The 24,822-nt window shown below is 67.7% G+C and carries 18 protein-coding genes; 2 read left to right on the plus strand and 16 right to left on the minus strand.

Features of this window, described 5'->3' with window-relative positions:
- Nucleotides 1-64: 64 nt before the first annotated feature.
- The 8 genes from KA383_00520 to KA383_00555 are packed head-to-tail and all read right to left on the minus strand — an operon-like array spanning nucleotide 65 to nucleotide 8,685.
- On the minus strand, nucleotides 65-1,219 hold the full coding sequence (locus KA383_00520) for a hypothetical protein (protein MBP7744582.1): 1,155 nt from the start codon (nucleotides 1,217-1,219) through the stop codon (nucleotides 65-67).
- Nucleotides 1,220-1,234: 15 nt separating this feature from the next.
- Nucleotides 1,235-2,860, minus strand: a complete 1,626-nt coding sequence (gene pilM, locus KA383_00525) for a pilus assembly protein PilM (protein ID MBP7744583.1) — start codon at nucleotides 2,858-2,860, stop codon at nucleotides 1,235-1,237.
- A gap of 20 nt (nucleotides 2,861-2,880) precedes the next feature.
- Nucleotides 2,881-4,359, minus strand: coding sequence for a general secretion pathway protein GspK (locus KA383_00530; GenBank protein MBP7744584.1), 1,479 nt, complete (start codon nucleotides 4,357-4,359; stop codon nucleotides 2,881-2,883).
- A complete protein-coding gene (locus KA383_00535) occupies nucleotides 4,356-5,231 on the minus strand; it encodes a hypothetical protein (GenBank protein ID MBP7744585.1) in 876 nt (291 codons plus the stop codon). The genes KA383_00530 and KA383_00535 overlap by 4 nt, the downstream gene beginning before the upstream one ends.
- On the minus strand, nucleotides 5,228-6,229 hold the full coding sequence (locus KA383_00540; protein MBP7744586.1) for a hypothetical protein: 1,002 nt from the start codon (nucleotides 6,227-6,229) through the stop codon (nucleotides 5,228-5,230). Before KA383_00540 ends, KA383_00535 begins: the two co-directional genes overlap by 4 nt.
- 23 nt (nucleotides 6,230-6,252) lie before the next feature.
- Nucleotides 6,253-6,909 carry a prepilin-type N-terminal cleavage/methylation domain-containing protein gene (locus KA383_00545; protein MBP7744587.1) on the minus strand — a complete coding sequence of 219 codons (657 nt, stop codon included), beginning with the start codon at nucleotides 6,907-6,909 and terminating at the stop codon, nucleotides 6,253-6,255.
- A 47-nt stretch (nucleotides 6,910-6,956) separates the two neighbouring features.
- Nucleotides 6,957-7,421, minus strand: a complete 465-nt coding sequence (gene gspG, locus KA383_00550) for a type II secretion system major pseudopilin GspG (protein ID MBP7744588.1) — start codon at nucleotides 7,419-7,421, stop codon at nucleotides 6,957-6,959.
- Nucleotides 7,422-7,476: 55 nt separating this feature from the next.
- Nucleotides 7,477-8,685, minus strand: coding sequence for a type II secretion system F family protein (locus tag KA383_00555; GenBank protein MBP7744589.1), 1,209 nt, complete (start codon nucleotides 8,683-8,685; stop codon nucleotides 7,477-7,479).
- Between the two features lie 312 nt (nucleotides 8,686-8,997).
- Between KA383_00555 and KA383_00560 the strand changes: the two genes are divergently transcribed.
- The gene (locus KA383_00560) at nucleotides 8,998-10,329 is read left to right on the plus strand and encodes a DEAD/DEAH box helicase (GenBank protein ID MBP7744590.1); all 1,332 of its coding nucleotides are present in this window, start codon (nucleotides 8,998-9,000) and stop codon (nucleotides 10,327-10,329) included.
- A gap of 143 nt (nucleotides 10,330-10,472) precedes the next feature.
- Here the strand turns inward: KA383_00560 and KA383_00565 are convergent, their stop codons facing one another.
- The 3 genes from KA383_00565 to rlmN form a co-directional block, all read right to left on the minus strand.
- Nucleotides 10,473-11,408: a hypothetical protein gene (locus KA383_00565; GenBank protein MBP7744591.1), complete on the minus strand. Its 936-nt coding sequence runs from the start codon at nucleotides 11,406-11,408 to the stop codon at nucleotides 10,473-10,475.
- 104 nt (nucleotides 11,409-11,512) lie between these two features.
- Entirely contained in the window at nucleotides 11,513-12,652 is a 1,140-nt protein-coding gene (locus KA383_00570) for a DUF1573 domain-containing protein (protein MBP7744592.1), read from the minus strand.
- Nucleotides 12,653-12,766: 114 nt separating this feature from the next.
- Nucleotides 12,767-13,822, minus strand: a complete 1,056-nt coding sequence (rlmN, locus tag KA383_00575; GenBank protein MBP7744593.1) for a 23S rRNA (adenine(2503)-C(2))-methyltransferase RlmN — start codon at nucleotides 13,820-13,822, stop codon at nucleotides 12,767-12,769.
- Between the two features lie 382 nt (nucleotides 13,823-14,204).
- On the opposite strand from rlmN, the gene KA383_00580 reads away from it, so the two are divergent.
- Complete coding sequence (locus tag KA383_00580) at nucleotides 14,205-15,287, plus strand: branched-chain amino acid aminotransferase (GenBank protein MBP7744594.1); 1,083 nt, start codon at nucleotides 14,205-14,207, stop codon at nucleotides 15,285-15,287.
- Nucleotides 15,288-15,942: 655 nt separating this feature from the next.
- Here KA383_00580 and trpE read toward each other — a convergent pair.
- From trpE to KA383_00605, 5 genes are all read right to left on the minus strand, one after another.
- Nucleotides 15,943-17,466 (minus strand): anthranilate synthase component I, encoded by a 1,524-nt coding sequence (gene trpE / locus KA383_00585; GenBank protein ID MBP7744595.1) that lies wholly within the window; start codon nucleotides 17,464-17,466, stop codon nucleotides 15,943-15,945.
- A gap of 36 nt (nucleotides 17,467-17,502) precedes the next feature.
- Nucleotides 17,503-18,702, minus strand: coding sequence for a redoxin domain-containing protein (locus tag KA383_00590; protein ID MBP7744596.1), 1,200 nt, complete (start codon nucleotides 18,700-18,702; stop codon nucleotides 17,503-17,505).
- 147 nt (nucleotides 18,703-18,849) lie between these two features.
- Entirely contained in the window at nucleotides 18,850-19,611 is a 762-nt protein-coding gene (locus KA383_00595) for an RNA methyltransferase (protein MBP7744597.1), read from the minus strand.
- A gap of 313 nt (nucleotides 19,612-19,924) precedes the next feature.
- A complete protein-coding gene (locus KA383_00600; GenBank protein ID MBP7744598.1) occupies nucleotides 19,925-22,225 on the minus strand; it encodes an Ig-like domain-containing protein in 2,301 nt (766 codons plus the stop codon).
- A gap of 167 nt (nucleotides 22,226-22,392) precedes the next feature.
- Nucleotides 22,393-24,693: an Ig-like domain-containing protein gene (locus tag KA383_00605; GenBank protein MBP7744599.1), complete on the minus strand. Its 2,301-nt coding sequence runs from the start codon at nucleotides 24,691-24,693 to the stop codon at nucleotides 22,393-22,395.
- Nucleotides 24,694-24,822 lie beyond the last annotated feature (129 nt).

Here is a 24,822-nt window from a genome sequence, read left to right on the forward strand (position 1 = left end):
TGGCAGTGCAAAAAAGGGTCGCCGGCAAGTTCTTTGACGCCCCAACATCCTTGCTCATGGGCACTTAGACGCGGGGGCCCGACGGCCGGCCGACCGGCCCCGCTTCAGGTTGCAGGAACGCCCGCTGGAAGGCCTCCCAGACCTCCGGGTGCGCGTCGGCATTGAGCACCTCGCGCTCGGCGAACTTCCTGCCCAATGCATAGAAATAATCCCTGCCATTGGCGCGCACGACAATGCCCTCGGGAACGACCAGCAGCAGCGTCCCGTCGTGAATCGGCTGGTCGAGCCGATACTCACTGAGCGGCTGATCACGATGCGCCTCGTCCAGCACGTACGCGATCAGCTCACCATTCAGGCGCGTCGTGCCGCAGACGTACTTCTGGGCGTCCGGGTCAGACTTGGGCGGCTCAACGATGGTGGCACGCGGCTCATCAACAACCGCCGTCTTGGTCTCCGGCTCCGGCTGCTTTATCGCGACCCGCGGCGTGTAGGGCACGAACAGGCTGCGCTCGAAGATCGTCTTGTACGCCGGCAAGTCTTCCGCCAGGCGCCCGCGCTCCAGCTCCGGGATCTCGTCCGGCAGCACGGGGTGCCCCATCATCGGCAGTCGCGGCAGGACCAGCGCGACGGCGGACACGTTCAGCTTCAGCTCCGGTCCGTCCGGACCCGTCGCCGCCTCGCGCCGCGCGGCACCGCCCCGGCCGGGCCGCGTGCCACCCCCGCGGCCGCGCGTCGAATTCACGTCGGCCACCACGGCCTGCTCCGCCGAGATGCGGACCTTGTCCAGGCGCGCCAGGTAGTCGCGGCGATAGAAGTCGCATAGGAAGCCGACGATCGCCTTCAGGGAGCCGCTGGCACTGATCGTCAGCGGCACGCCGGTGGACTCGTCCTTGTAGCGCACGAACGCACCCGGGCTGACCTTGGCGCTCTTGAGGCCGTGGCGTTCGAGCAGCATGTGCATGTCTTCGCGGAAGCGGCGCTGCGCCTCCTGCGGGTCCGCTGAAAACGTGCGGCTGGTCAGCTTTTCCCACTGCGCGTCCACCGACTGCAGGTTCCGCAGCTCGGCGCGCAGGTCCTTCTGGCGTTTCTGTTCGTCGCCGATCTGCTTCTGGATGGCCTTGTAGGGCTCGACCGCCGTCCAGCGGACGATCATCGCCAGCGCCAGCCCGCTGAGCGCCCCGCCCACGCAGATTGCCAGAACTTTCTCGCGCCGCGTCATGAGCTTGCTCCGCGCCTACAACCGTCCCAGCGTGTTGAGCCGATCCTTGCGCTCCTTGGCCCGCTTGGCCGCCCCCTCCCGGAACTCGAGCAGCTTGCGGAGCAGCACGCGGACATCGGCCTTGCCGTTGAAGCGTGCCGCGTCGGGCACCGGCGTATAGGCGCCCTGCGAGGCGTCGTACAGGCGCTCGCCTTCCACCTCCAGCGCGTTGAGTGCTTCCACGTATTTCGTCGGCACCTGCCAGTCAACCGTGTAGAGGTTGCGCAGCGTGATGCCCGGCGTCCGCGAGATCGTGTCGAGCTGGATCTCCTGCACCACCATCTTCTCGTTCGGCTGGTTGCCGAGCGTCCCGGCCGCCTGCACGACGTTGAGCAGCTCGTCGGGCCAGACCGCTTCCACCGCCCAGTCGCTGGCCAGATCGATCCGATTGAGAATCTTCTTCTTCTCGGCCACTTCTTTCTGCAACTGCTTGTTGCTGTCGCGCAGGCGGTCGCGCTGCGCCGTCAGCGCGTGGAACTGCCTGCCCACCAGGCCGCCGACCGCGATCACCACCATGAGCGCCGCCAGCACGCCGATGCGCGCCCGGCGCTGCAGCGTCTCGCGCGACGACACCGGCCGCTTGGGGTTCAGAAAGTCCAGCGCCAGCGCGCCCTCGCGCCCCAGTCCCCACGCCAGGCCCAGCGCCGCGGAAAAGGAGCGCAGCTTGGGCGACTCGGCCGGGTCCACGCCCAGCGCGCTGGTCGGATCGTACAGGGTGACGGGCAACCCGAGCCGCTGCTGCAGCCGGTCGGCCAGTTGCGTCTCCACCCCCGTCCCGCCGGCCACCACCAGCTCGTCAACCGTGGCCTCCGTGTCCGTCGCCCGATAGGCCTGCAGCGTGCGCGTCGTCTCGACCAGCAGCTCGTTTACCGCCGCTTCAATCGCCTCGTCCGAGCTCTCCAGATCGCTCAACTCGGCGATCGCAGCGACGCGCGAATCATCGTACGTGCCCGGATCGCCCGGCGGCAGCGGAACGTTCACGTTTGCCGACCGCGCAAACAGCAGCGCGTCGCCGAACACGACGTCGATCTCCGTCGCCGACGGCCCGACATCCAGGAACAGCACCCGCCGCGGCGCCCCGCCCCGCATCTTGTGCACGCTGATCAGGTTCGCGTACGGGCGCAGGCCGATGCGCGCCGGCGTCAGCCCCGCCGCCTCGCACGTCAGCCGCACGCGGTCCAGCGTCTCGACCGTCACCGCCGCGAGCAGCACCTCCGTCGCCTGCCCGGCCTCGTCGCGGTTCATGATGACGAAGTCCACCGCGGCCGAGTCCAGCGGGAACGGCAGCTCCTTCATCGCCTGGAAGCGGACCGCCGCGGCCACCTCGTTCAGCGGCGTCGGCGGCAGCGCCAGGCGATTGATGACCGCCCGCTCGCGCGGCACGTCCACCACGACCGTCCTGTGGTGCAGCTTGTGCCGCCGCAGCATCGCGCGGATGAACCCGCCCATCGCCTCCGGTTCGTCCGGGTCCACGGCGTTCGGCAGGCGATGAGAATGCGCATCTTCCAGGACCGTGCGGTTGGGGCCCACGCGCGCCACCACGATGCGCAGGGAGCGCTTGTCCCAGTCGAGACACAGGGCTTTGCGACTCAGCTTGATCACCGCCATACACTCCGCCGGCCCTATTGGCCGGTCACCATCACCGTATCGTCATCCACGCGCCACGCAAAGCCCAGCGCGGTCAGATCGCGCCGGTAGAGCACCTGCGCCAGCGAGCCGCGCAGCTCGATGATCCACTCCAGCCGCTGGGCCAGCTTCGTGTGGTCGCCGTACCCGACGATCTCCACGTGGAACTGCAGCGCCTTGACCGTCAGCTTGTCCTTCAGCGTGGCCAACGTGCCCGCGTCCATCGCCCCCGAGCTGACCAGCCAGTCCAGCGATTTCAGCGCGTCACCGCTCTGCTCGCGCCGCAACGTGACGATCGCCTCCGCCGCCTCGGGCGGCATGCCGTCCAGCGCCTTGAGCACGACCAGCGGCGCCGTGTTAACGTTGACGCGTCCGATGAGCGTTTGCTGCCCGGTCTGCTGCTGCTGCCCGCCTGGCGGCTGCGGCCCGCCGGTCGTTTCCTCGCCACCTTCCTCCCGCGCATCCTCTTCCTGCATGCCGGGCTGCCGACGGTCCTGGCCGGCCTGCCGCCCCGCCCGCTTGTCCGCCTCCTTGTCGGCATCGGCGTCCCCTTCTTCGTTCGCTTCGCCCTGCTCCTCCTGTTGCTGTTGCTGCTGCTGTTGCTGTTGTTGTTGTTGTTGTTGTTGCTGCTGTTGTTGCTGCTGCTGGCTGGTGCCCGGCTCGCGCGACCAGATCGTCAGGTACGCCGCGACGCCACGATTCAGCAGGCCGTCACCATTGTCGTACGCGGGGAACGACGCATCGCCGTCGTCCTCGTTCGGGTCGAGATAGCCGTTGCGGTTCGTGTCTTCGCCGTACAACATCGCCGCCGTCCAGCCCTTGACCAGCAACAACTCCTCCAGCGTCTCGAAGGGACCATTCTTGGTCAGATACGCGGGCTCGAGCGTGTTGTAATACTCGTTCTCCGCCCCGCCCGGCCGCGGCTCGTCGTCCTCGTCCCGCCAGTCCAACAGCGCCGCGATCAGCTCCGGCGCGTTCTGCACCTGCAGGTCCAGCAGCAGCGGCGTCAGCAGCGCCTCGAGCTCCGTGTCCGTCGCCGCATTCAGGTTCAGCTTGCTCGCTTCCGGCGTCACGCCGTAGCGCAGCGTGTCCGGCGGCCCGTCCAGGTTGTCTGCCACGACGCTGTAGCGCCACGCCACCGGCGCCGCGCCGGACTCGAGCAACTGGGTCCGCGAACCCATCTTGGTAACCGGGTCGTCCTCGCGCAGGTAATCCTCGGCCCACACGAGCGCGTGCCGGAAACGCTCGGGCACGTCCCACCACGTCGTCGGGTCGTCGCGGGACGCGCGCAAAATCGTGATCACCTCTTCCAGCCCCGACTCGGCGATCAGCCGCGCCTGCTGCCCGTCGCGCTGCGCCTGCACGCCGGAGATCTCGGCGTTCACGAAGAACATGAACCCGGCCATGATCAGCGCCAGCAGCCCCACCAGCACCAGCACCACCGGCAGAATGATCCCGCGCGCCCGGCCGCTCACTTGCCCCCTCCCGTCTCCTCCTCGCCGCCGGCGCCCGGCGTCACGGACTGGTAGACCTCCTCCACCTGACTGCCAAGGTTGTTCATGCGGCTCGTGAACATCTGGTCGGCCCCGGCCAGCCGCACGATCGCGCTGTAATGGTCGGGGTTCGGCACGTCCGGACCGGTCGGATACTGGTCTAGGGGATACGTTTGCAGGTCCTGGTCCTCCAGGTCCTCACGCTTCAGCGACGTGAAGCCAACCGTGATCTGGATCAACTGCGGCAGCGGATTGCCCTCCGACACGTTCCACGTCGTGTTCCACTCGATGCCGTCAAAGAAACGGAACTCCAGGTAACCCAGCTCCGGCGACCACAGGTCGTGCCGCAGATAGAGCAGGTCCTCGTCCTCGGGGATCTCCGCCTCGGTGAGCAGCGGGTTGATCGCCCGCCGCTCGGTGCGCAGGATGCCGCCCACCAGCGGCTCGCCGTCCTCGGTCGTCTCCTCGGGGTCGATCCACAGCGCGTAGGTGATCTCGCGCAGGTCGTGCTCCGGCATCGGCCGCACTTCGGACTCGCGGTAGAACGCGTAGGAGTCCGGGCCCGGCAGCGGGTTGGTCACGAACGTGATGCTCCGCCGATCGCCGGCGAAGCACGTGATCGGGAACCCGACCTGCTCGCAGCCGATCGCGTTGCGCAGCTCGCTCGACATGCGGTCCAGCACCTGCTGGACAATCTGCGTGCGGTCCAGCGCGGCCGCGGCCTGCTCGCGAATGGCCAGGGTCTGCCAGAAGAACGTCAGCAGCGCCGCGAGCAGCATCGCAATCAGCGCGATCGAGATGATCACCTCGAACAGCGTCAACGCGCGGGCAACTTGTGGGCCCCGCCAGCTCACCGGCGCCCTCCCTGCGAGCGCTCATACTCGTCGCGCATCCGCATCAGGTCCTCGATCGTGTACTCGCCATTCGGACCCGAGCCCTGGCCCACGTTCACGCCACTCGGCGGCGGACCCGGCCGCGCCGCGGGCCGCTGACCCGGCGGCGCCCCCATCCGCTGACCCGGCCCCTGGCCGCCCGGTGCCCCCTGGCCCGGCATGCGCCCCGGGGCGCGTCCGCCGCGCGGCGGCGGCGGCGGAATGCCACTCCCGCCGCCGGCCCTGCCTGTCTCGACGGCCTCACGAATCGCGTTGGCCAGCTCGTCCGGAGACGCACCACCGAGTTGATCGGCATTCAATGCGCCGCCGCCGAACTGCTCCGCCAGCTCGGCCAGCTCCGACGGCATCCCGCCGGCGCTGATCTGCTGCAGGAGCGGCAGTAGCATCGGCAGCAGTTGGGAGATCATGTCGGGATCGAGCAGCGTCATGAGCTGCTGCAGGTCCACGTTGGACGGATCGAAGCCGGCGATCGGAATCGCCTGGCGCAGTTGCTCGGCCTGCTCTTCCGTCAGGCCCCCTTCGGAGACCAGGTCGAGGGTGCCCGGCTTGGCCTTGAAGAACCCGAGCTGCCGCATCAGCCGCGCGCTGCTGATGCCGGATACATCGTCCTGGAGCGACGGGTCCGGCTGGTAGTAGACCTGCACCGTGATCAGGCGCAGCTCCTCCTGGTTCTCGCGGTCGAGCGGCTCGTTCCGCACGTGCCAGAAATAGCCCGGGTACTCGTCGCCGAACTTGTCCTCCACGTCCTCCGCTTCGCTGATCCGACGCTGGATCTCCGGATCGAGCTGCACCATGGCGACGATGCGATCCGCCAGCAGCGCTGCGCGCAACTGCTCCTCGGCGTACGTCGTCATGTTCAGCCCGCCGCACAACTGGGCGCCGAGCAGCCCCATCGCCGTCACCAGGACGGCCAGGGCCACGACGACCTCGAGCAGCAGCGCGCCACGGACACGGCACACTCCGCGGGCTGACCGGCGCGACGTCACCTGTAGTCCTCCGGGTTGTATTCCACTGCTTCTTCCTCCGGCAGCGCCTCGGGCCGCTGCACCTCGCTCGCAGGCACCGGCGTCCAGTCCTCGATCTTGACGCGCCCGAAGCGCCCGTCGAGCGTCACCAGCAGCCCGAACCCACGCTCGTCCCGCAACACCCAGCGCAGCGAGTTGCACGTGCCGTCCGGCGCGAAATCCAGGTCCAGGCCCGCCGGCAATTCCACCACCGGCACCAGCTCGATCTCCACCTCGGGAAACTCGAGCCGCTCGTCGATGATCCGGATCGGCGGCGGCCCTTCCGGCAGCAACTGCACGCCCTCGACCCACACGTCTGACAGCAGGATCTGCTGCCGGGCCCAGCCCACCGGCGGCGTGATGTACAGGTGCGGCGCCTTCAGCGCGTCGGCCTGACACAGGACCCGCACGCTCCCGTCCGGACGGGTCCGGATGCGGTAGGTGCGGGTCTCGTTCATCGCCTCGGCCCGGCACATCGCCACCAGGGCCTGCAGCCGCCGGGCGGATTCCTTCACGTGCTCAGCGGTCGCGACATTCCGGAACTCCGGCCACATGAAGGCCGCAACGACCCCGAGCAGTGCGATGACCATCAGGACCTCAAGGAGCGTAAAGCCGTTGTGCACGTTGTGCCGCATCGGAACGCTCCTCACCGCGGGCGTCGCACCCGGCGCGGGGCTCCGGGCTAGTTCTTCGTCCAGTTGCAGATGTCGTCGTCCGTACCGCTTTCACCGTCCGGGCCGTTGCTGGACAGGTCAAAGCTCTCCTTGTTGTAGCTGCCCGGATACTCGTAGTTGTAATCGTTGCCCCATTGATCCTTGAGCCCCTTCGCCTCTTCGATGAACGGACCGCCGCCGGTCTTCCACTTCTTGGCCAGTTCTTCATCGTCCGGCGGCTCGACCAGAGCCAGCAGCCCTTCGTCGGTCGAGGGGTACTTGCCCATCGCCAGGCGATACATCTTGAGCGCGCTGGGTAAGCTGCCGTTCGGCCCGATTGCGGCCTCGGTCAGCCCGATCTTTGCCGTATTGGGTGCGTTGATGAAGCTCGGGACCACGAACGCCGCCAGAAGCCCGATGATGACCACCACCATCAGCACTTCCAAAAGGGTGAAGGCTCGCGCGCGCCGAGCATTGCGTGTGTTGGTTCTCATCAGCTTCTCCGTTTCAGATGCCGCGACCATGCCAGACCACACTCCGATTCCGGGATTACGTTCTCATGCCGGACATCGCCATGCGCAGGATGGGCACCAGCAGCGCGATGGCGATGAAGGCGATCATGCTGCCCATGAACAGCAACAGCGCCGGCTCCAGCAGGCGCATCGTAAAGTCAATCTGCCGCGCTGTCCGCTCCTCCTGCGTGTTGGCAATTTCCACCAATACCTTGTCCAGGCTGTTGCTCTCCTCCGCGACGGCGATCATGTCCACGATGGCCGGCGGGAATACCTTGCTGGCCGCCAGCGGCTTCGCCAGCGATTCACCGCCGCGGACGCTCTCGGCGGCTTCGTCAATCCCCTCCGCCAGCACCGTGTTGCCGGTCGAGTCCTTCGAGATCTTCAGTGACTGCAGGATTGGGATGCCGTTCGCCAGCATCGTGCCGAACACGCGGCAGAAGCGGCAGATCGCCACCATCGTGAAGATTTTGCCGAACCCCGGCAGCTTCAACTGCACGCGTGACCAGTGCGTGCGCCCCGCCGCGCTCTTGAAATATCCGATGATGACGGCGGCGATGACCCCGACCACCGCCACGACCCAGAGTCCGTAGTCGTGGAGCGTATCGCTGACCCCGAAGACAATCTGCGTGGGCAACGGCAGAACCTGGCTGCTCAGCACGCCGCGAATCTTCGGCACGATGAATGCCATGATGAACGACACCGCGCCGATCGCCCCGAACAGCAGCACGCTCGGATAGATCAACGCCCCGATGAACTTGTTCTTCAACGCATCCTGGCGCGCGACAAACTCCGACAGGCGGGCCAGCACATCCTCCAGGAACCCGCCCTTCTCGCCCGCCCGCACCATCGCCGCGTGCAGCTCCGGAAACGCGTGCGGATGCGCGCGCATCGCGTCCGCCAGCGCCTCGCCCCCGGACACGTCGTCGCGCACCTCGCGCAGTACCCGCGCCAGCGCCGCCGAACTAGATTGCTGCGACAACACCTCCAGCGCCCGCAGGATCGGCACACCCGCCCGCAGCAGGTCGGCCAGTTGCTCGTACATCTGCCCGACCTTCGAGAGGCTCACCTTCCGCGCCCGGCCCGTGAACAGCGACCGCTGCTGCGCCTTCTGCTCTTCAACCTCCACCGGCAGCAGCGAACGCTCATCCAGCACGCGCGCCGCCGCCAGCGCACTCTCAGCCAGCAACGTGCCACTGACCTGCTCACCGGCCGCGTTCCGCGCTTTGTACACAAACGTCGGCATGCGTCACGCTCTTCCAACGGCGCACGGCAGCGCCTAACAGGCACCGCCGGCACAGCTTATACCCCCGGGCCACCGCCCGGATGCACGCCGCGGCGGCTCATTCAGTATTATCGGCCAGGCGGCCCGCGGCCACCCGCGCGGTCCACTCGCCTCCGCCCACGCCCGACGCACCACAGACCTTGTGCTGCCGGCGATCGCGGTTAGATTATGCCGCAGACAAGCGTGTGTGAGAAGGCGACAAACTTATCGGACGTGCGAAGCGCGGCGAAACGCGGCACGCCGCCCGGCTTTCCGCCGACAGGACCACTGCCCATGCCAGGCACCAAGGCCGCCCGCGAACCGAAAAAACAGGCCGGTTGGACCGAGCTCGGCCTGAACACCAAGACCCTTGAGGCCGTCCGGCGGGTGGGCTTCGAGACTCCCACCGACATCCAGCGCGAGCTCATCCCCCTTGCCCTCGCCGGCCGCGACTGCCTCGGCCAGGCCCGCACCGGCACCGGCAAAACCGCCGCTTTCGGATTGCCCGTGCTCCAGTTGCTCACGCCCGGCGGCGGCGTGCAGGCGCTGATTCTCGTGCCCACGCGCGAGCTGGCCGTGCAGGTCGATGAGCACATTCGCCTCCTCGCCGGGCCCGGCGGCTTGAAGACCGTCGCGATCCTCGGCGGCCGCGGCATCAAGCAGCAGGTCGCCACGCTGCAGCGCCATCCGGAAATCGCGATCGGCACGCCTGGGCGCGTGCAGGACCTGATGCGCCGCAAGGCCCTCAGCCTCGACCAGGTCAAGCTCGCCGTCCTCGACGAAGTCGACCGCATGCTCGACATTGGCTTTCGCGACGACATCCGCCGCATTCTGCGGGCGATCGAGCACCCGCACCAGACGATCTTCGTCTCGGCGACGCTCGACGAGGAGATCCAAAAGCTCGCCAAGTCGTTCATGCACGACCCGGCGGAGGTCAACGTCTCCCGCGACATGCTGACCGTCGAAGGCGTCGACCAGAGCTTCGTAACCGTGCATCCCGAGGACAAGTTCGCCACGCTGGTCGGGCTGCTGAAGCACGAGGCGCCCACGCTCGCGATCATTTTCACCAACACGAAGCACAAGGCCCGCCGCGTCGCGCAGAGCCTCAAGCGCGAGGGCATCGACTGCCGCGAGATTCACGGTGACCTGGTGCAGGAACGCCGCGAGCGCGTGATGAAGAGCTTCCGCACGCAGAAGACGAAAGTGCTCGTCGCCACGGACCTCGCGTCGCGCGGCCTCGACGTCATGGACATCTCCCACATCGTCAACTATGACATCCCCGCCGACCCCTCGGGCTACGTTCATCGCATCGGCCGCACGGCCCGCATGGGCAAGAGCGGCCGCGCGATCACGTTCGTCACCACCGAGGAGGGCAAATTCCTCACGGAGGTCGAGAAGCTCATCAACAAGGAGCTGCCCTGCTTCGATCCGCCCTGGCTCATCAAGCGCCAGCCCACGCCGACGCAGATCGCCGCGGCGGTCCAGGCTGAAACCGAAGGCCCCGCCGCGCCCGGCCGCTACAGCACCCCGCGGCAGCGCGACGAGGTGCTCGACTCGCTCGGCCTCCGCCCCGTCAAACGCACGCTCGGCAGCCGCTTCCGCAGCCCCCGCAAGTTCCGCCGCTAGCCTGTGGGGTCGGGGAACCGCGAAGCTCTGCTTTACGCCGGGTGACGCCAGACCTCCGCTTTGCGCCGGGGGACGGCAAAGCTCCGCTTTGCCTCAACAAACCAGAGGTTTGTTCTCCCCGCGCGGATGCGCGATTCGAACGCCTAGCCCCGCGCCAGATACGCCAAGACGTCGTCCACCACCGCGTACATCCGCCGCAGCCCGCCCGGCGTCCGCGCCGCGATGTGCGGCGTCACGATGCACCGCGGACACGCGAACAGCGGATGCTCCGGCGGCAGCGGCTCCGGCTCCGTGACGTCCAGCGCCGCGCCCGCCAGGCGCTCCGCCTGCAGCGCCGCCGTCAGCGCCGCAGTATCCACCACCGCCCCGCGCGCCGTATTGATCAGTATCGCCGTCGGACGCAACTGCGCCAGCACCGCCGCATTAATCAGCCCGCGCGTCAGCTCCGTCAGCGGCACGTGCAGCGTGACGATGTCGCTCGCGGCCCAGAGCGTCTCCTTGCTCACCGGCGCCGCCGGAAAATCGAACGGACCGACCGCGACGATATCGTTGTAGATGACCCGCGCGCCGAAACCCGCCGCGCAGGTGCGCGCGACGCGCGACCCGATCCGGCCCATGCCCACGATGCCCACCGTCAGCTCGCGCAGCTCGCACCCGTGCGCACCCGACCGCGCCGCGTGAAACTCCCCGCGCCGGTACGCGTCCGCCAGCCGTCCCGTCGGCCGCAGCAGTTGCAGCATGAAGCTCACGGCCAGGTCGGCGACCGCATCGGTCGAAGCGGCCGGCGTGTTCAGCACGGCAATCCCCAGTTCCGCCGCCGCCGCCACGTCCACGCGATCGACGCCCACGCCGGCCACCCCCACCACGCGCAACCGCCGGCCGGCCTCGAGCAGCCGGCGGCGCACGGGCGTGCTGGTCCGTACCACCAGCGCGTCACAGTCGGCGATCAGTCCGCAGAGCGTGTCTTCGTCGGACACCGGCGCCCGCCGCACCTCGGCACCGGCCGCCAAGCGGGCCTCCGCGTCGGCGTCCAGCGTTTCGACCAGCAACACGCGCGGCCTGGCCGCCATGACGTTCATCTCAGTAGTCCGCCGACGCTCCGCTCTCGGTTCAGTGGTCAAGTGTGTCACGGCTTGAGAGCAGTGGCATGGTAACCCAGCTTGTGATCAGCGCCCGCGCAGCGCTACTGCGCCTGGGCCGGTTGCTGTGCTGGCGGCGGCAGCGGGGCCGGACGCGCGGGCTGGGTGGCCGGACCGCGCGGGGGGGCACCGGCCAGCATGATCGGAATGGCCAGCTCCTTGAACTCCGGCGACGCGTCGTCGGTCTCGATCAGCAGCCGCGTGCCACCCGCCGGAATCGACTCCGCCACCGGCAGCGTAACGCGCAACTGGTACGCGGCGATCGTGGCCTCGGCCGACGGCGGCGCCGACGGCAGCAGTTCCCACTGCACCGGCCCCAGATCGCTTTTCACCCCCAGGATCTTGATTGGCTTGGCCACCTGGTACTGCACCCGGACGATCTGCTGCGTGGGGCTGGCCGCGGCCAACGGAACCAGCAGCTTCATCGGAGTCGTGATGACGCGCGGCTGAATGTTGGCGCTGACATTAATCTGGATGTTCGCCACTTCGGGCAGCGCCGGCTCGAGCGTGATCATCGTGCGGTTAAAGCCCTTCTGCAGCGGCGGCCTGGTCGTCACGGTGAGCTCGTATTCCATCTCCGGCTTGATCTCTTTCAGCTCGGCGTTGAACACGCCCCAGTTCTGGTCCGGCTGCATCTTCAGCGCGAGCGGCTTGCCGTACTTGTTCTCCAGCTTCAGCGTCTTGCTGGCCGAGGAGTCCGCTTCGAGCCCCTCGAACATGACCCGGTCCGACGGCGTGATCGCGTAAATCGCGTTCACCTTGCCCTCGACCGGAATCTCCGCCGCGACCTGCTGCGTACCCGCGACGTAGAGCATGACCTTCTTGTGCGCCTCCCCGGTCCGCCGCGTGTCGTAGCTCACTTCGATCTGGCAGCTCTCGCCCGGTGCCAGCGGCGACTTCGGCTGCGTCGGCACGGTGCAGCCGCAGGTGCTCTTCGCCGACAGACTGATCGCCTCAGGCCCAACGTTCTTGAGCGTGAACTCGCGCTTCGCTACCGCGCCCTGCCAGATCTCGCCGAACTTGAAGTCCGGCGGATCCACCTCCAGCTTGACGTTCGCGACCGGCTGGGTCGCCGGCGGCACGTGCGACGGCGACGGCGCGGGCGGCGGCGGCACCTGCCCCACCGCCACGCTCGTCGCCCAGACGCCCAACGCCACGATCACCAACCGCGGACACCATCGCATGTTCATCGCTCTCACTTTCCCTCGTGTCATCGCCGAATACTCCTCTGACCACGACCGGCACTGCACGCCCGGCAGTACGCCTTGCTAGTACGCAATCCAACGCTCGCTGTTCACTCAGGCCTCCGGCGCCCTGTCCGCCGCGCGGCGGCGCAATTGCCCGCACGCCGCCTCAATGTCCTGCCCGCGGGAGGTCCGAATATGCGCGTTGACGCCGTGCTCGCGCAACGCCGCCTGAAACGCGTAGGCGGATTCGCCGCTGGGGCGCCCGAACGGCAACCCTGGCACGGGATTATACCGCAGGAGGTTCACGTTGCAGCGCAACCGCCGGATCAGCCGGGCCAGTTGGGCCGCGTGCCGGGCCTCCATGTTGACGCCGTCGAGCAGCACGTATTCGAGCGTGATCTCGCGGCCGGTCTGGTCAAAGTAGTCCGCGCACGCATCCAGCAGCTCGGCCAGCGGGACCTTGCCCCACGGCACCAGTTCCTCGCGCAGCGCCTGGTCCGGCGCGTGCAGCGACAGCGCCAGGTTCAGCGGCAGTCCCTCGCGGGCCAACCGGCGAATCTGCTTCGGCAGGCCCACGGTGCTGAGTGTGATCCGGCGGGCCCCAATGCCCAGCCCCCAGGGCGCGTTGAGAATGCGAATGGCCTGCACGACGGCGTCGTAGTTCGCCAGCGGCTCGCCCATGCCCATCAGCACGATATGCGACAGCCGGCCGCTCTCGCCCGCCGCGGGATCGACGTGCGCCGTGATCAGCCCGCGCACGCGCAGCGCCTGCTCGACGATCTCGGCCGCGGTGAGATTCCGCTGCACGCCGGCCAGCCCGCTGGCACAGAACCGACAGCCGACCGGGCAGCCGACCTGCGACGAGAGGCACGCCGTGTGCCGGTCGGCCTCGGGAATCCAGACGGTCTCGATGGCCGCGCCGTCCGGCCAGGTCAGCAGCAGCTTGCGCGTGCCGTCGGCCGCGACCGACTCGGCGGTGATCGCGGAGCGGTAGATATCCGCCTGCGCCTCCAGCGCCGCGCGCAGCTCTTTCGACAGATTGGTCATCTGCGCGAACGTGGTCGTCCCGTGCTGGTAAATCCAGGCGAGCACCTGCTCAGCCCGGTAGCGCGGCTGGCCACTTGCGGTCAGCCACGCCTGGAGCGCAGCCAAGTCATCACCCAGCAGGTGGCGTCGCGTCTCGGCAGGGACCGCCGCGCACGGTACGGCCGGCGGGGTCGTGGTTCGCGGACGGCGGGGCAAGGAGCGGATACCTCATGGCGGGCGGTCCGAGGTCACTGCCCCCGATACCGCCGCGGTCGTGATGCACAATTCGGCGATTATACCACATCGGGCCCGCGCGCCCAAGCCAGCATCGCAGGCCGGATTGCGCGCCCGGATCACGCCCGCTTGCAAGCTTTTGGGCCATTGCCTATGCTCAAGTAGTGGCAGCGCTTGCGTATCAATTTGCCGGGGGCCACGCGCGGCTGGGGCCGCCCACGGCGGCTACGCAGGATGGATTGGGGGATGCGGCGGCATCCGCAGTGCGGGGGGCGCTCGGAGACTCCCTATGAGCATTCGTACTCGTCCTCGGTCTGAGCAGCGCACGGAGAGCAACGTGACCAAAGCCGACCTTGACTGGGCCAACCTGGACTTTGGATACCACAAAACCGATTTCAACATCCGCTACATGTTCCGCAACGGGCAGTGGGACGAGGGCGTGCTCACGCCGGACGAAACCGTGCCGATGCACATCGCCGCGACGTGCCTGCACTATGGCCAGGAGTGCTTCGAGGGACTGAAAGCGTTCGAGACGCGGCGCGGCGAAGTGGTCGCGTTCCGCCCCGATGAGAACGCGGCCCGCATCATCCGCTCGTGTAAGAAGATCCTGATGGAGCCCGTGCCGGCCCCGATGTTCATCGACGCGATCGAGCGCGTCGTCAACGCCAATCGCAAGTACGTCCCGCCCTACGGCACCGGCGCCAGCCTCTACATCCGCCCGCTCGTGATCGGCACCGGCCCGCAGGTCGGCGTGAAACCGGCGACGGAATTCATGTTCCTCGTCCTGGTCACCCCCGTCGGCCCCTATTTCAAGACTGGCTTCAAGCCCGTGGACCTGGTCGTCGAAGAGGAGGTCGATCGTGCCGCCCCGCTCGGCGTCGGCGACGTCAAGGTCGGCGGCAACTACGCGGCCGGCATCCGCGCCACCATGGCCGCCAAGAAACGCGGCTTCACCGAGGTGCTCTACCTCGACGCGAAGGAGAAACACTTCATCGATGAATCCGGGCCGGCGAATTTCTTCGGTATCACGAAAGACGGCCAGTACGTCACGCCCGCCAGCCCGTCGATTCTGCCGTCGATCACGAACAAATCGCTCCTCACTCTCGCCGAGGAGATGGGGATGCGCCCGCAACAGCGGCCCATTCACGTGAACGAGCTGTTCGATTTCGTCGAGGCGGGCTGCTGCGGTACTGCCGCCGTGATCACGCCGGTCGGCACCATCACCTACCGCGACCAGAAGATCGTCTACTCCCAGGACGGCCGCCCCGGCCGGCTCACCACCGAGCTCTACCAGCGCCTGCGGGCCATCCAGCTCGGCGACGCCCCCGACCGCTACGGCTGGGTGCACAAGATTCCGCCGCCCCAGGAATAGCCCCGAAACGCGATTCTCCAACCGCGTCGCCCGCGCCAGCCGTGCCGGTTGCGGGCGACGATCATTTGGCGGCTGATTCTGCCCCGCATATCGCGATTGCTGTCCCGCATTCGGGGCAGCGCCCGCTCACATTGCCAGTCAGGTCATAGCCGCACTTCCGGCAGTGGCCGGGCGGAGTGCGACGCCGATCGACGAACCAGAGCAGTACGGTCGGAATCGCCAGAAAAGCGAATGGCCAGCCGAGTGCAAGATACACAATGTGCAAACCACCCCCCAAATGAGGATCGCTGAAGAAACCGATGTACCCTGGCAGGTAGGCAGCCGCGCGCGACCAACTAGTCGGTGGGGGCCGCCGCTCGACGCGCACGAGAACTATCGCGTGCGTGGGGCCGACAGAAATGTCTGCACTCAAGAGCTTCACGCGAACCTCAGTCCAGCACGAAGCTGCCCAGACCGCGAGTAATCCGACGCACAGACATGCCCCCACCCATTTCAGCCACCGACGCATGCGGAAATGGCCACGCACGTCTACGCCTCCCGCTGGCGAGTTGATCGCCGGATTCGCGTCCACATAGCGCTCATACACGGGCGGAGTACCGAGGTCGCAAACGCGATTGGGGCTCCCGCCAGATTCCGTGGCGCACGCCGTCCGCGTCTACGCGCCGAACCGCGCTTCCGCCAGGCCGATCGCACTGAGCAGGCTCTGGGCCTTGTTCAGCGTCTCCTGGTACTCGCGCTCCGGCACCGAGTCCGCGACAATCCCCGCCCCCGCCTGGATGTACGCCCGCCACGCACCGCCGCCCGGATGCATCACCAGCGTCCGCAGCGCGATGCACGTGTCCATGTTGCCCGCGAAATCGACATAGCCGACCGCGCCGGCGTACGGCCCGCGGCGCGTCGGCTCGCACTCGTCGATGATCTCCAGCGCCCGCACCTTCGGCGCCCCGCTCACCGTTCCCACCGGCAGCGCCGCCCGCAACGCATCGAACGCCGTCCGCCCCTCCGCCAACTCGCCGGTCACCGTGCTGGAAATGTGCATGACGTGGCTGTAGTACTCTACGTCCATCACGGAACTGATGCGCACACTGCCCGGCCGCGCGACGCGGCCCACATCATTGCGCCCCAGGTCCACCAGCATCACGTGCTCGGCCCGCTCCTTCGGGTCCGCCAGCAGCTCCTCCCGCAGCCGGCGGTCCTCCTCGTCGGTCGCGCCCCGGCGACGCGTGCCCGCCAGCGGCCGGTTCATCACGACGCCGTCCTGCACGCGACACATCACCTCCGGGCTCGCGCCGACCAGCGTGACCTCCGGGCTCTTCAAATAGAACATGAACGGCGACGGGTTGATCACGCGCAGGGCGCGGTACACATCCAGCGGGTCTGCGCTCGTCTCCACCAGCAGCCGCTGCGACGGCACGACCTGAAAGATGTCGCCCGCGCGGATGTACTCCTGGCAGCGCTCCACGACGCGCTCGAACTCCGCCTGCGTGAAGTTGCTCGTGTACCGCGTCACCGGTGCGGCCGGCAGCGTCACCTGCACCGGATGCAACGCCGACGGCCGGCCCAGCCGCGCGATGACCTCGTCGATCCGTCGCGCGGCCTCATCATACGCCGTGCGCCGTGCTGCCCCATCCGCGTCCGGCGGGATCGCCGCGTGGGCAACCACCAGCGTCACCTTCCGCACATGGTCGAAAACCACCAGCGTTTCGTAGACATCAAACAGCAGATCGGGCAAACCTCGGTCGTCCGCCGGCGCATGCGGCAGACGCTCGTAATAGCGCACGGTGTCGTACGCCGCATAGCCCACGGCCCCGCCCAGAAAACGCGGCAGACCCGGCAGCACCGGCGTGCGATACTCGCGCAGGTGCTGTTCGAGCACCGCCAGCGGATCGTTGGTCCGCTCGGTCCGCGCGGCCCCGGTCGCGTGGTCTATCCAGCGGACCTCGTCGCGGCGGGTCGCAAATGTCCGCTGCGGATCGACCCCCAGGAACGAATAGCGCGCAACGTTCTCGCCGCCAACCACGCTCTCGAGCAGAAATGCACGCGGCCGATCGACCTGTAAACGCGCGAACGCGCTCACCGGCGTCATCTCGTCGCAGATCAGCGTCGCAACCAGCGGCACGCGATTAAACTGCGTTGCCAGCTCTTCGAAACGCGCACAGGATGGAAACAACTCGGCCATGTCGTCAGTGTAGCACGCAACCCGCCCCCCCTGCGATCACAACGACTCCAGGCGCTCCTTCGCTTCTGCGGCCTCCCACGTGCCCGGGTACTTGTCGATGATTTCCTGCAGGACGCGCCGCGCATCGGTCTTGCGCCCGGTCTTCTGGAACACGCGGGCCTCATTCAACAGCCTCGCCGCCTCCTGATTGTGCGGCAAATCGCTCTTGCCTGTCGCCTGCGGCGTCGCGTCGGCCTTGGCCGACTCCGTACCGGCCGGCTTTGCGGCGACCGGCTCTGACACCGCTTCGCCCGCCGTCGTCTTCGGCCGCATCACCGCATACGCACCCTTCGCTTCCGCCACCGCCGCCCGCAGCGCGTAGACCAACTCCGGCTCGCTCGCCGCCCCCGCGGCGCGCGTGTTGCCCTCGCCGTCGATGACGACCTGGTACGGCGCCGGGTCGACATCAGCCAGTTTCCGCGTCAGCGGCAGCTCACCTTCGGGCAGCCCATAGACCTGCGGCCACTTGTACCCCCACTCCGCCGCCTGCTTGCGCGCCGCCTCGGCCTCCGCCGGCGGGTCCGCGTTGATCCCGACGAACTGCACGTGCGAGTCATCCGCCCACGCGCCGTACAGCTCACGCAACGCCTTGACGTGCTTCTCCTCCGGCGTCGGCTTCAAGCGCCAGAAACCCATGACCAGCACGACGCCACCCCGCCGCTGCAACGCGATCGTCTGCCCATCCGCCGTGTCCACGCTCTCATCGGGCGCCGGCTTGCCCACCAAGGCCAGCCGGCGTTGCCGCAGCGCGATCGCCTTCTCGCCCGCCAGTCCCTTGGACCTCAGCGCCTCCAGCGTCTGCGCCGCAAGCTGCCCGTCACCGGCCGCAATCGCCACCAGCCACGCCGCCCGCAATGTGCCGCGGTCCTCCGGCGCTTCCGCCTGCAAACGCGGCAGCCACTCCAGCGCGGTGCGCACGTCGCCCACCGCCAGTGCCGCCCTGATCGTCACCTGCAGCAACCACCCACGCGGCTCCGCGTCCAGTTTCTCCGGCGACAGGTTCCACGCCTTGAGCTGCGCGCGGGCCGCTTCGCCGTCGGCCGGCGACAGGATTTCATTCGCCTTGTCGAACTTCGCGTGCCATTGCTTCAGTTCTGCCAGAACCTGCGCATCCTGCCCCCACGCGACGCCGGCCAGCAGCAGCCCCGCCAGCCAGGCTGCGCTCGTCGCATGCATGATCCGACTGTTCGTACACATACACGTTCTCCGTAGCCGCCAACGCGGCATCCTACCGTACCGCCGGCGCTTTATCCGGGTGGTATGGGCATCTTGCCCGTCTCCCAAACGGGCGGGACGCCCGTACCACCCGACCAGAGGGTACCGCCCGCAGCCCACTGAAGGGTGCTACTGCGGCGGATCGATCCGTTGCGGGTGATGATCGACGTACCACCGAATCTGCCGGGCGAGGCCGATCAGAATGTCCACCTCGTTGACCGACAGCTCGATCCGCCCGAACAGGTGCCGCAGCGCATACTTCAGATGGTCCGGGTTCTGCCCGTACAGAAACCCCACGCGCTCCAGCGCATCGAACAGGCGCTCGAACATGACCTGCTTCTTCTCGTCCGGCGCCACGCCCGGGTCGATCGTCATCGGCAGCGGCGCCCGCCCCTCGCTGGCCAGCCACGCCTGCCGCAGCTCGTAGCACACGACCGCGACCGCCGCCGCCAGGTTCATCACCGGGTACGTTTCCGCCGCCGGGATCGACACGATGCGGTCGAAATGCAGCAGCTCGCGCGTCTGCAGCCCGTAGTCCTCGCGCCCGAACGCGAACGCCACCGGCCCGCGTGCGGCGGCCTGCACCGCCTCGGGGGCCGCCTCGGCGGGCGGGACGGCGGACTGTCGCCGGTAGAGCCCCAGCTTCGATGAGGTCGCGTAGGAACGCACACACCCCGCCAAGGCCGCGGGAATATCCGCCACGACGCGCGCCGCATGGAGAATCTCGACTCCATGCGTGGCGTACGCGACGGCGACCTCGTCATCGACGGCGCAGCGTGGCGCGACGATCACGAGTTCGGACAGCCCCATGTTGGCCATGGCCCGGCAGGCCGCGCCGATATTGGCCGGTCCGCTGGGCGCAACCAGGACGATCCGCACGTTCGTGAGCATGCGGACATTCTACGGCATCCGGCCGCGCCAGTCCCTGAGCGCACCCAACGCCCCTCTCTCCCAGGGAGGCGGCCGGGGGAGGGTCGGGGGAGGGTCGGGGAGCGCAAAGCTCTGCTTTGCTGACCAGGGGAGTGCAAAGCTCTGCTTTGCTGACCAGGGGAGTGCGAAGCTCCGCTTTGCTTCCGCAAGATCAGGGGAGTGCAAAGCTCTACCTTGCCCCAGCAAACCGGATGTTTGCTCTCCCCGCTCGGGAGGTTTGTCCCCCGCTCAGGAGGTTCGCTTTCTCCCGCGCGACGGCGGCGCACCGCGGTGCTTACGGCGTCAGCAGCGTCACAAACGGATTGATATCGCCGAACGAGGGATAAACGCCATTGCCGTCAATATCGCCGTTGGCCGCCGGGCAACCCGGGTACGTCGGCTGCCACGCAGCGAAGTTCGACAGGTACAGCACAAATGGGTTGATGTCGCTGTAGTCGACATCGCCGTCGCAGTTCAGATCGCCGCGCACCGTCACCGTGAAAGTCGCGACCGCCGCCCCGCCGGGCACACCGTCTCCGCTCGGCAGCGGGGCCGAGCCGTCGGTCTTCACCAGCTCGCCGTCCAGCGCCTGCCCCGTCGCGACGTTCACCAGCGTGTCCGCGACCGTCAGCGTGTATGTATCCGTCGCGAGCGCCGCCGCCGGCGTCAGCGTGATCGCGAACCGCGCCGCATCGTACGCCAGCGCGCATGGCACAACGCCGCCGCGCGCCCCCACGAGCGCGAACGCCCCCGCGTCCGCCACGATGTCCTCCTGGAACACCAGCTCAATCGCCGCAACTTCCGCCGGCGTCCGCACGGCTCCCGGCGGCGGATCGAGCACGACGATCTTCGGCGGCCCCTCGTCGAAGATGACTTCTGACTGGCCGGCACGCAGGACCCACGGCGTCGGATCGAACGCCACGTCGTATACGCCGGGGCTCGCGACGGGCAGCAGCAGGTATTCGCGCCGCGCATCGTTCCAGATCACGTGCGTCACCGGACCGTTGTCATCCGTCGCGACGATGTCGAGCGGCATGGTGAAGACCGATTCCTGCGTGCCCTGCAACTGCTCGATGAACAGCTCCACGTAGCCGGCGCCGTCGATGTCGAGCGGGCGCCAGGCGTAGACGTAGAACGGCGCGCCCACGCCGTAGATCCACTGGTCGAAGTACCACGACAGCTCGCGCCCCGTCGCGCTCTCCGCCAAGGCCACGAAGTCTTCCGTCGTCGCCGCGTTCTCGCCGCCGTACGCCGCCCGATACGCCGCCAGCAGGTCGAAGAACGCCGCGTCGCCGACCACGTGCCGGAGCATGTGCAGCACCCAGGCCGCCTTCAGGTACGTCGTGTTGTAGGCGAAAATCGCCTCGATGCTGTCCGGGTTGTAGACGTAGACGCTGCCGCTCGGCTCGCTGGGGCGCTTGTTGGCCATGTTCGCGTGCAGCCACGGCGCGCCGGGGCTGCCCGGCTGGAACTCGCGCCACAGGGCTTCCGAATACGTGGCGAAGCCCTCGCTCAGCCAGATGTCGTGCCAGGTCGCGTACGTGACCCAATCGCCCCACCACTGGTGCGCCAGCTCGTGCGCGACGGTGCCCTCGTCGAAGCCCAGCATGCTGGTCATCGTCTGGTGTTCCATCGCGCCGGCCCCGCCCCATTCGAGCATGCCGTACTTCTCGTTCGCGAACGGGTACGTGCCGAACACGTCGCTGTACGTCGTCAGCATGGTCTTGCAGCGCAGCCACGCCGCCCGATTGCCGGCCGTGTTGTGCTCCGGATAAATGAAGAACTGCAACGGCATACTCGCGCCGTCGTACGTCCACGTGTCTTCGAAGACGTCGAAGTTCGTTGTCGCAAAACAGTACAGGTAATCCTCGGTCGGGTATTCTGTCTTCCAGCGATAGCGCTGCAGGCCACCGCCGACGTCGTCCACGCCCAGCAGCACGCCGTTGGACGCCACCTTCTGCGTTGCGGGCACGGTGAACCACAGGTCGGCCGTCGTCTTGTCGAGCAGGTCGTCCTTCGCTGGCCACCACGTGTACGCGTACCACGGATCGCTCTCGGTGAACGCCTCCGGCACGCCGCCGCGCAGACGGAACGTGATCGAGCCGAAGCTGCCCACCGACTGCGGATAGCCGCTGTACGCCACATACAGCGCAAACTCCTCGCCCGCGCCATACGGCCGATCGAGCGTCACATCGATGTTGGCCTCGTCGAGCCGCGTCCAGGTCACCGGCACGCCGCCGACGCGCAGGTCGGAGATGGTGAGCACGTCGTGCAGCCGGAACCGGAAGACGCTGAGTCCGGCAACCAGACTGCGCACGGTCATGGTGTTCGACCCGCCCAGCCAGTGACCAGCCGCGTCGATCGTCAGGTCAAGGTGATAGTGCCGCACATCGGTGTCAGCAGCCCGTTCGTCGCGCGGCTGCGCCGCGTACCACTGCTCCAGAGCGGCACCACTCATGTGCGACCACTGGTGCCCCTGCTCCAGAGCAGTGCCGCCTACGTGCGCTGACTTGTGCTCTGGAGCAGTGCCAGCGCCCACCGCCGTCGCGCTCGTGACACCCCAGCCCAACACAACCACCAACCACCTTCTGCTCATGGGGGTACCTCGCGACCGGCGTTGGAGCGCTTCCATCCGCAACCTGCCTCTCCCGCCCATTATACGGGTTGCGGCGGCCGACTGCGCATGCCAACTGCGCGGCGTGGCACTGCTCTGGAGCAGTGCCAACCCGTCCGCGCGCCGGTTTTATCGGTGCCCGCGCTCGTCTACGGATTGACGATCAGACTGACGAACGGATTGATGTCGCCGAAGTTCACCGCTCCGTCCCCATCGACGTCGCCGCTGCGCGCCGGACAGTGCGGATAGGTCTCCGCCCACACGCCGGGATTCGACAGGGCCAACACGAACGCATTAACGTCGCCGAAATTGACAATGCCGTCGCAGTTCAAGTCCCCCGGCACGTACACCGCGAACGTCGCCAACGCCGCCCCGCCCGCCAGCCCGTCGCCGCTCGGCAGCGGCCCCATCGCACGGGGCTTCGACAGCTCGCCGTCCAGCGCCACGCCCGCCATGCTCACCACCGTATCGGCGATGGTCAGCGTGTACTCGTCCGGCAACAGATCGCTCGCCGGCGTCAGCGTGACCGCCTGCCGCACCGCGTCGTAGGCAAACGCACAGGTTACGTTGCCAGTGCGCGCGCCGACCAGCGTGAAATCCGCCGCCGCCGCCGTCACCGGCACGTGGAACACCGCCTCCAGCTCCGGCAGGTCCGCGGCCTGCACGACCGCCCCGGGCGCCGGCTGCAGCGTCACGATCTTCGGCGGCGCCCCATCCGGGAACACCAGCTCCTGCTGGTCCGCCAGGATCCACGGCGTCGGATCGAACCGCAGGTAGTCGCTTGTCGTGCTCCGCACCGGAAACAGCAGGTATTCCACGCGCGCATCGTTCCAGACCGTGTAGGCCGCGTCTCCCTCCGCGTCCGTGACCACCAGATCGATCGGCATGTCGAACACGGACTCGGATGTGCCCTGGATCTGCTCGATATACAGCTCGATGTAGCCCGCCCCGTCGACCACGATGGGCTGCCAGCCGAAGGTGTAAAACGGCAGCGGCGCCTCGTAGACCCAGCGCTGGAAGAAATTGGCCAGATCATCGCCGGTGACGCCCTCGACCACCGCCCGGAAATCCTCGGTGGTCCCCGAGCCGCCGCCGTACGCCGCACGCCACGCCGCGAGCACGTCGAAGAACGCGTCGTCGCCGATCCGGTGGCGGAGCATGTGCAGTACCCAGGCCGCCTTGTAGTAGCTGAGGTTCATATCGAGGATCCGTGCCGGATCGGAGGCATCGTAGCAGTAGACCGTGCCGTAGGCGGTCTCAGCCGGCCTGCGGACGGACATGACGGCGTGGAGCCAGGGCTCGCCGGGGCTGCCGGGGCGGTGCTCGAACCACAGCGCCTCGGAGTACGTCGCGAAGCCCTCGTTGAGCCAGATGTCGTGCCAGGTGGCGCAGGTCACGTGGTCGCCCCACCACTGGTGCGACAGCTCGTGGGCGACGAGCCATTCGCCGAAGCCGCCGATGCTGGTGATGGTCTGGTGCTCCATGCCGCCACCCCAGCCAAATTCGAGCATGCCGTACTTCTCGTTCATGAAGGGGTAAGTGCCATAGAGGTCGCTGAACGTGGTAAGCATGTTCTCGCAGGCCCGCCAGGCCGAGCGGTGACTGGGCGTGTTGTCTTCGGGGTAGATGAAGAACTTCAGCGGCAGGGTGACACCGTCGCGGGTCCACGTGGACTCGAACGTGTCATAGTTCGTCGCGCCGAAGCAGTACAGGTAGTCGGCGGTCGGATACTCCGTCTTCCAGCGATAGCGGAGCTTGCCCGGTGCCAGCACGTCGGTCCCCTGCAGCAGGCCGTTGGACGCGACAACGAGCGTATCGGGCACCGTGTACCACAGGTCGGCGGTGGTCTTGTCCGTTAGGGCATCCTTGACCGGCCACCACGTGTGGGCAAAGAACGGCTCACTGAGCGTGTAGATGTCCGGGCTGCCGCCGCGCGTGCGGAACGTGATGGCGCCGAGCCCCTGGCCAGAGGGCGGATGACCGGTGTAGGCGATCGTGATGTCAAACACCTCGTCCACGCCGTAGGGGCGGTCGAGGGTGACCGCCACGGTGGCGGAGTCCAGCCGTTGCCAGGCCAGCGGCGTCGCATCGCGCGAGAGCGTGGTGATCGTGAAATTCTCGTGCAAGCGGAAGTGGAAGAGGGTGAGGTCCGGCACCAGGCTGCGCACGGTGATCGTGTTCGACCCCGCCAGTGTCGTCGTGGCCGGGATAATCTCGAGGTCAAGCTGATAGTGCAACACGTCGGTGAAATCGTCGTACGCGTTGCCCGGCGGGAAGGCGCGCGGCAGGCCGCCCGGCAGCAGCTCGCCGACGGGTCCACAGGCCGCGGCCAGGGCGCGCGCCGCATCCGCCTTCGCCGGCACGCCGTACCAGTCCTGATCCGGGAGCCCCTGTCCACAGGCTGCACACACGCACAGTCCCAGTCCCGCTGCCAGCACGATCGGACGCATGAAATCCACCTTTCCCCGCGGTGCAGGCCCAAGCGCACGGCGGACGCATAAATCCTAACTTACCTGGGAATAGCGCGTTGTCGGTTGTTGTCACGACGACGCGACAATCTCCGACAACTACTACGTTCG

This window comes from Phycisphaerae bacterium (assembly GCA_017999985.1).
Lineage (GTDB): Bacteria > Planctomycetota > Phycisphaerae > UBA1845 > Fen-1342 > JAGNKU01.

What these genes read in the sequence shown, in the direction of transcription:
- KA383_00520 (MBP7744582.1), bottom strand. Translation starts at nt 1,219, where the DNA reads ATGACGCGGCGCGAGAAAGTTCTGGCAATCTGCGTGGGCGGGGCGCTC.
- KA383_00545 (MBP7744587.1), bottom strand. Translation starts at nt 6,909, where the DNA reads ATGCGGCACAACGTGCACAACGGCTTTACGCTCCTTGAGGTCCTGATG.
- gspG (MBP7744588.1), bottom strand. Translation starts at nt 7,421, where the DNA reads ATGAGAACCAACACACGCAATGCTCGGCGCGCGCGAGCCTTCACCCTT.
- KA383_00555 (MBP7744589.1), bottom strand. Translation starts at nt 8,685, where the DNA reads ATGCCGACGTTTGTGTACAAAGCGCGGAACGCGGCCGGTGAGCAGGTC.
- KA383_00560 (MBP7744590.1), top strand. Translation starts at nt 8,998, where the DNA reads ATGCCAGGCACCAAGGCCGCCCGCGAACCGAAAAAACAGGCCGGTTGG.
- KA383_00565 (MBP7744591.1), bottom strand. Translation starts at nt 11,408, where the DNA reads ATGAACGTCATGGCGGCCAGGCCGCGCGTGTTGCTGGTCGAAACGCTG.
- KA383_00570 (MBP7744592.1), bottom strand. Translation starts at nt 12,652, where the DNA reads ATGCGATGGTGTCCGCGGTTGGTGATCGTGGCGTTGGGCGTCTGGGCG.
- KA383_00580 (MBP7744594.1), top strand. Translation starts at nt 14,205, where the DNA reads ATGAGCATTCGTACTCGTCCTCGGTCTGAGCAGCGCACGGAGAGCAAC.
- trpE (MBP7744595.1), bottom strand. Translation starts at nt 17,466, where the DNA reads ATGGCCGAGTTGTTTCCATCCTGTGCGCGTTTCGAAGAGCTGGCAACG.
- KA383_00590 (MBP7744596.1), bottom strand. Translation starts at nt 18,702, where the DNA reads ATGTGTACGAACAGTCGGATCATGCATGCGACGAGCGCAGCCTGGCTG.
- KA383_00595 (MBP7744597.1), bottom strand. Translation starts at nt 19,611, where the DNA reads ATGCTCACGAACGTGCGGATCGTCCTGGTTGCGCCCAGCGGACCGGCC.
- KA383_00600 (MBP7744598.1), bottom strand. Translation starts at nt 22,225, where the DNA reads ATGAGCAGAAGGTGGTTGGTGGTTGTGTTGGGCTGGGGTGTCACGAGC.
- KA383_00605 (MBP7744599.1), bottom strand. Translation starts at nt 24,693, where the DNA reads ATGCGTCCGATCGTGCTGGCAGCGGGACTGGGACTGTGCGTGTGTGCA.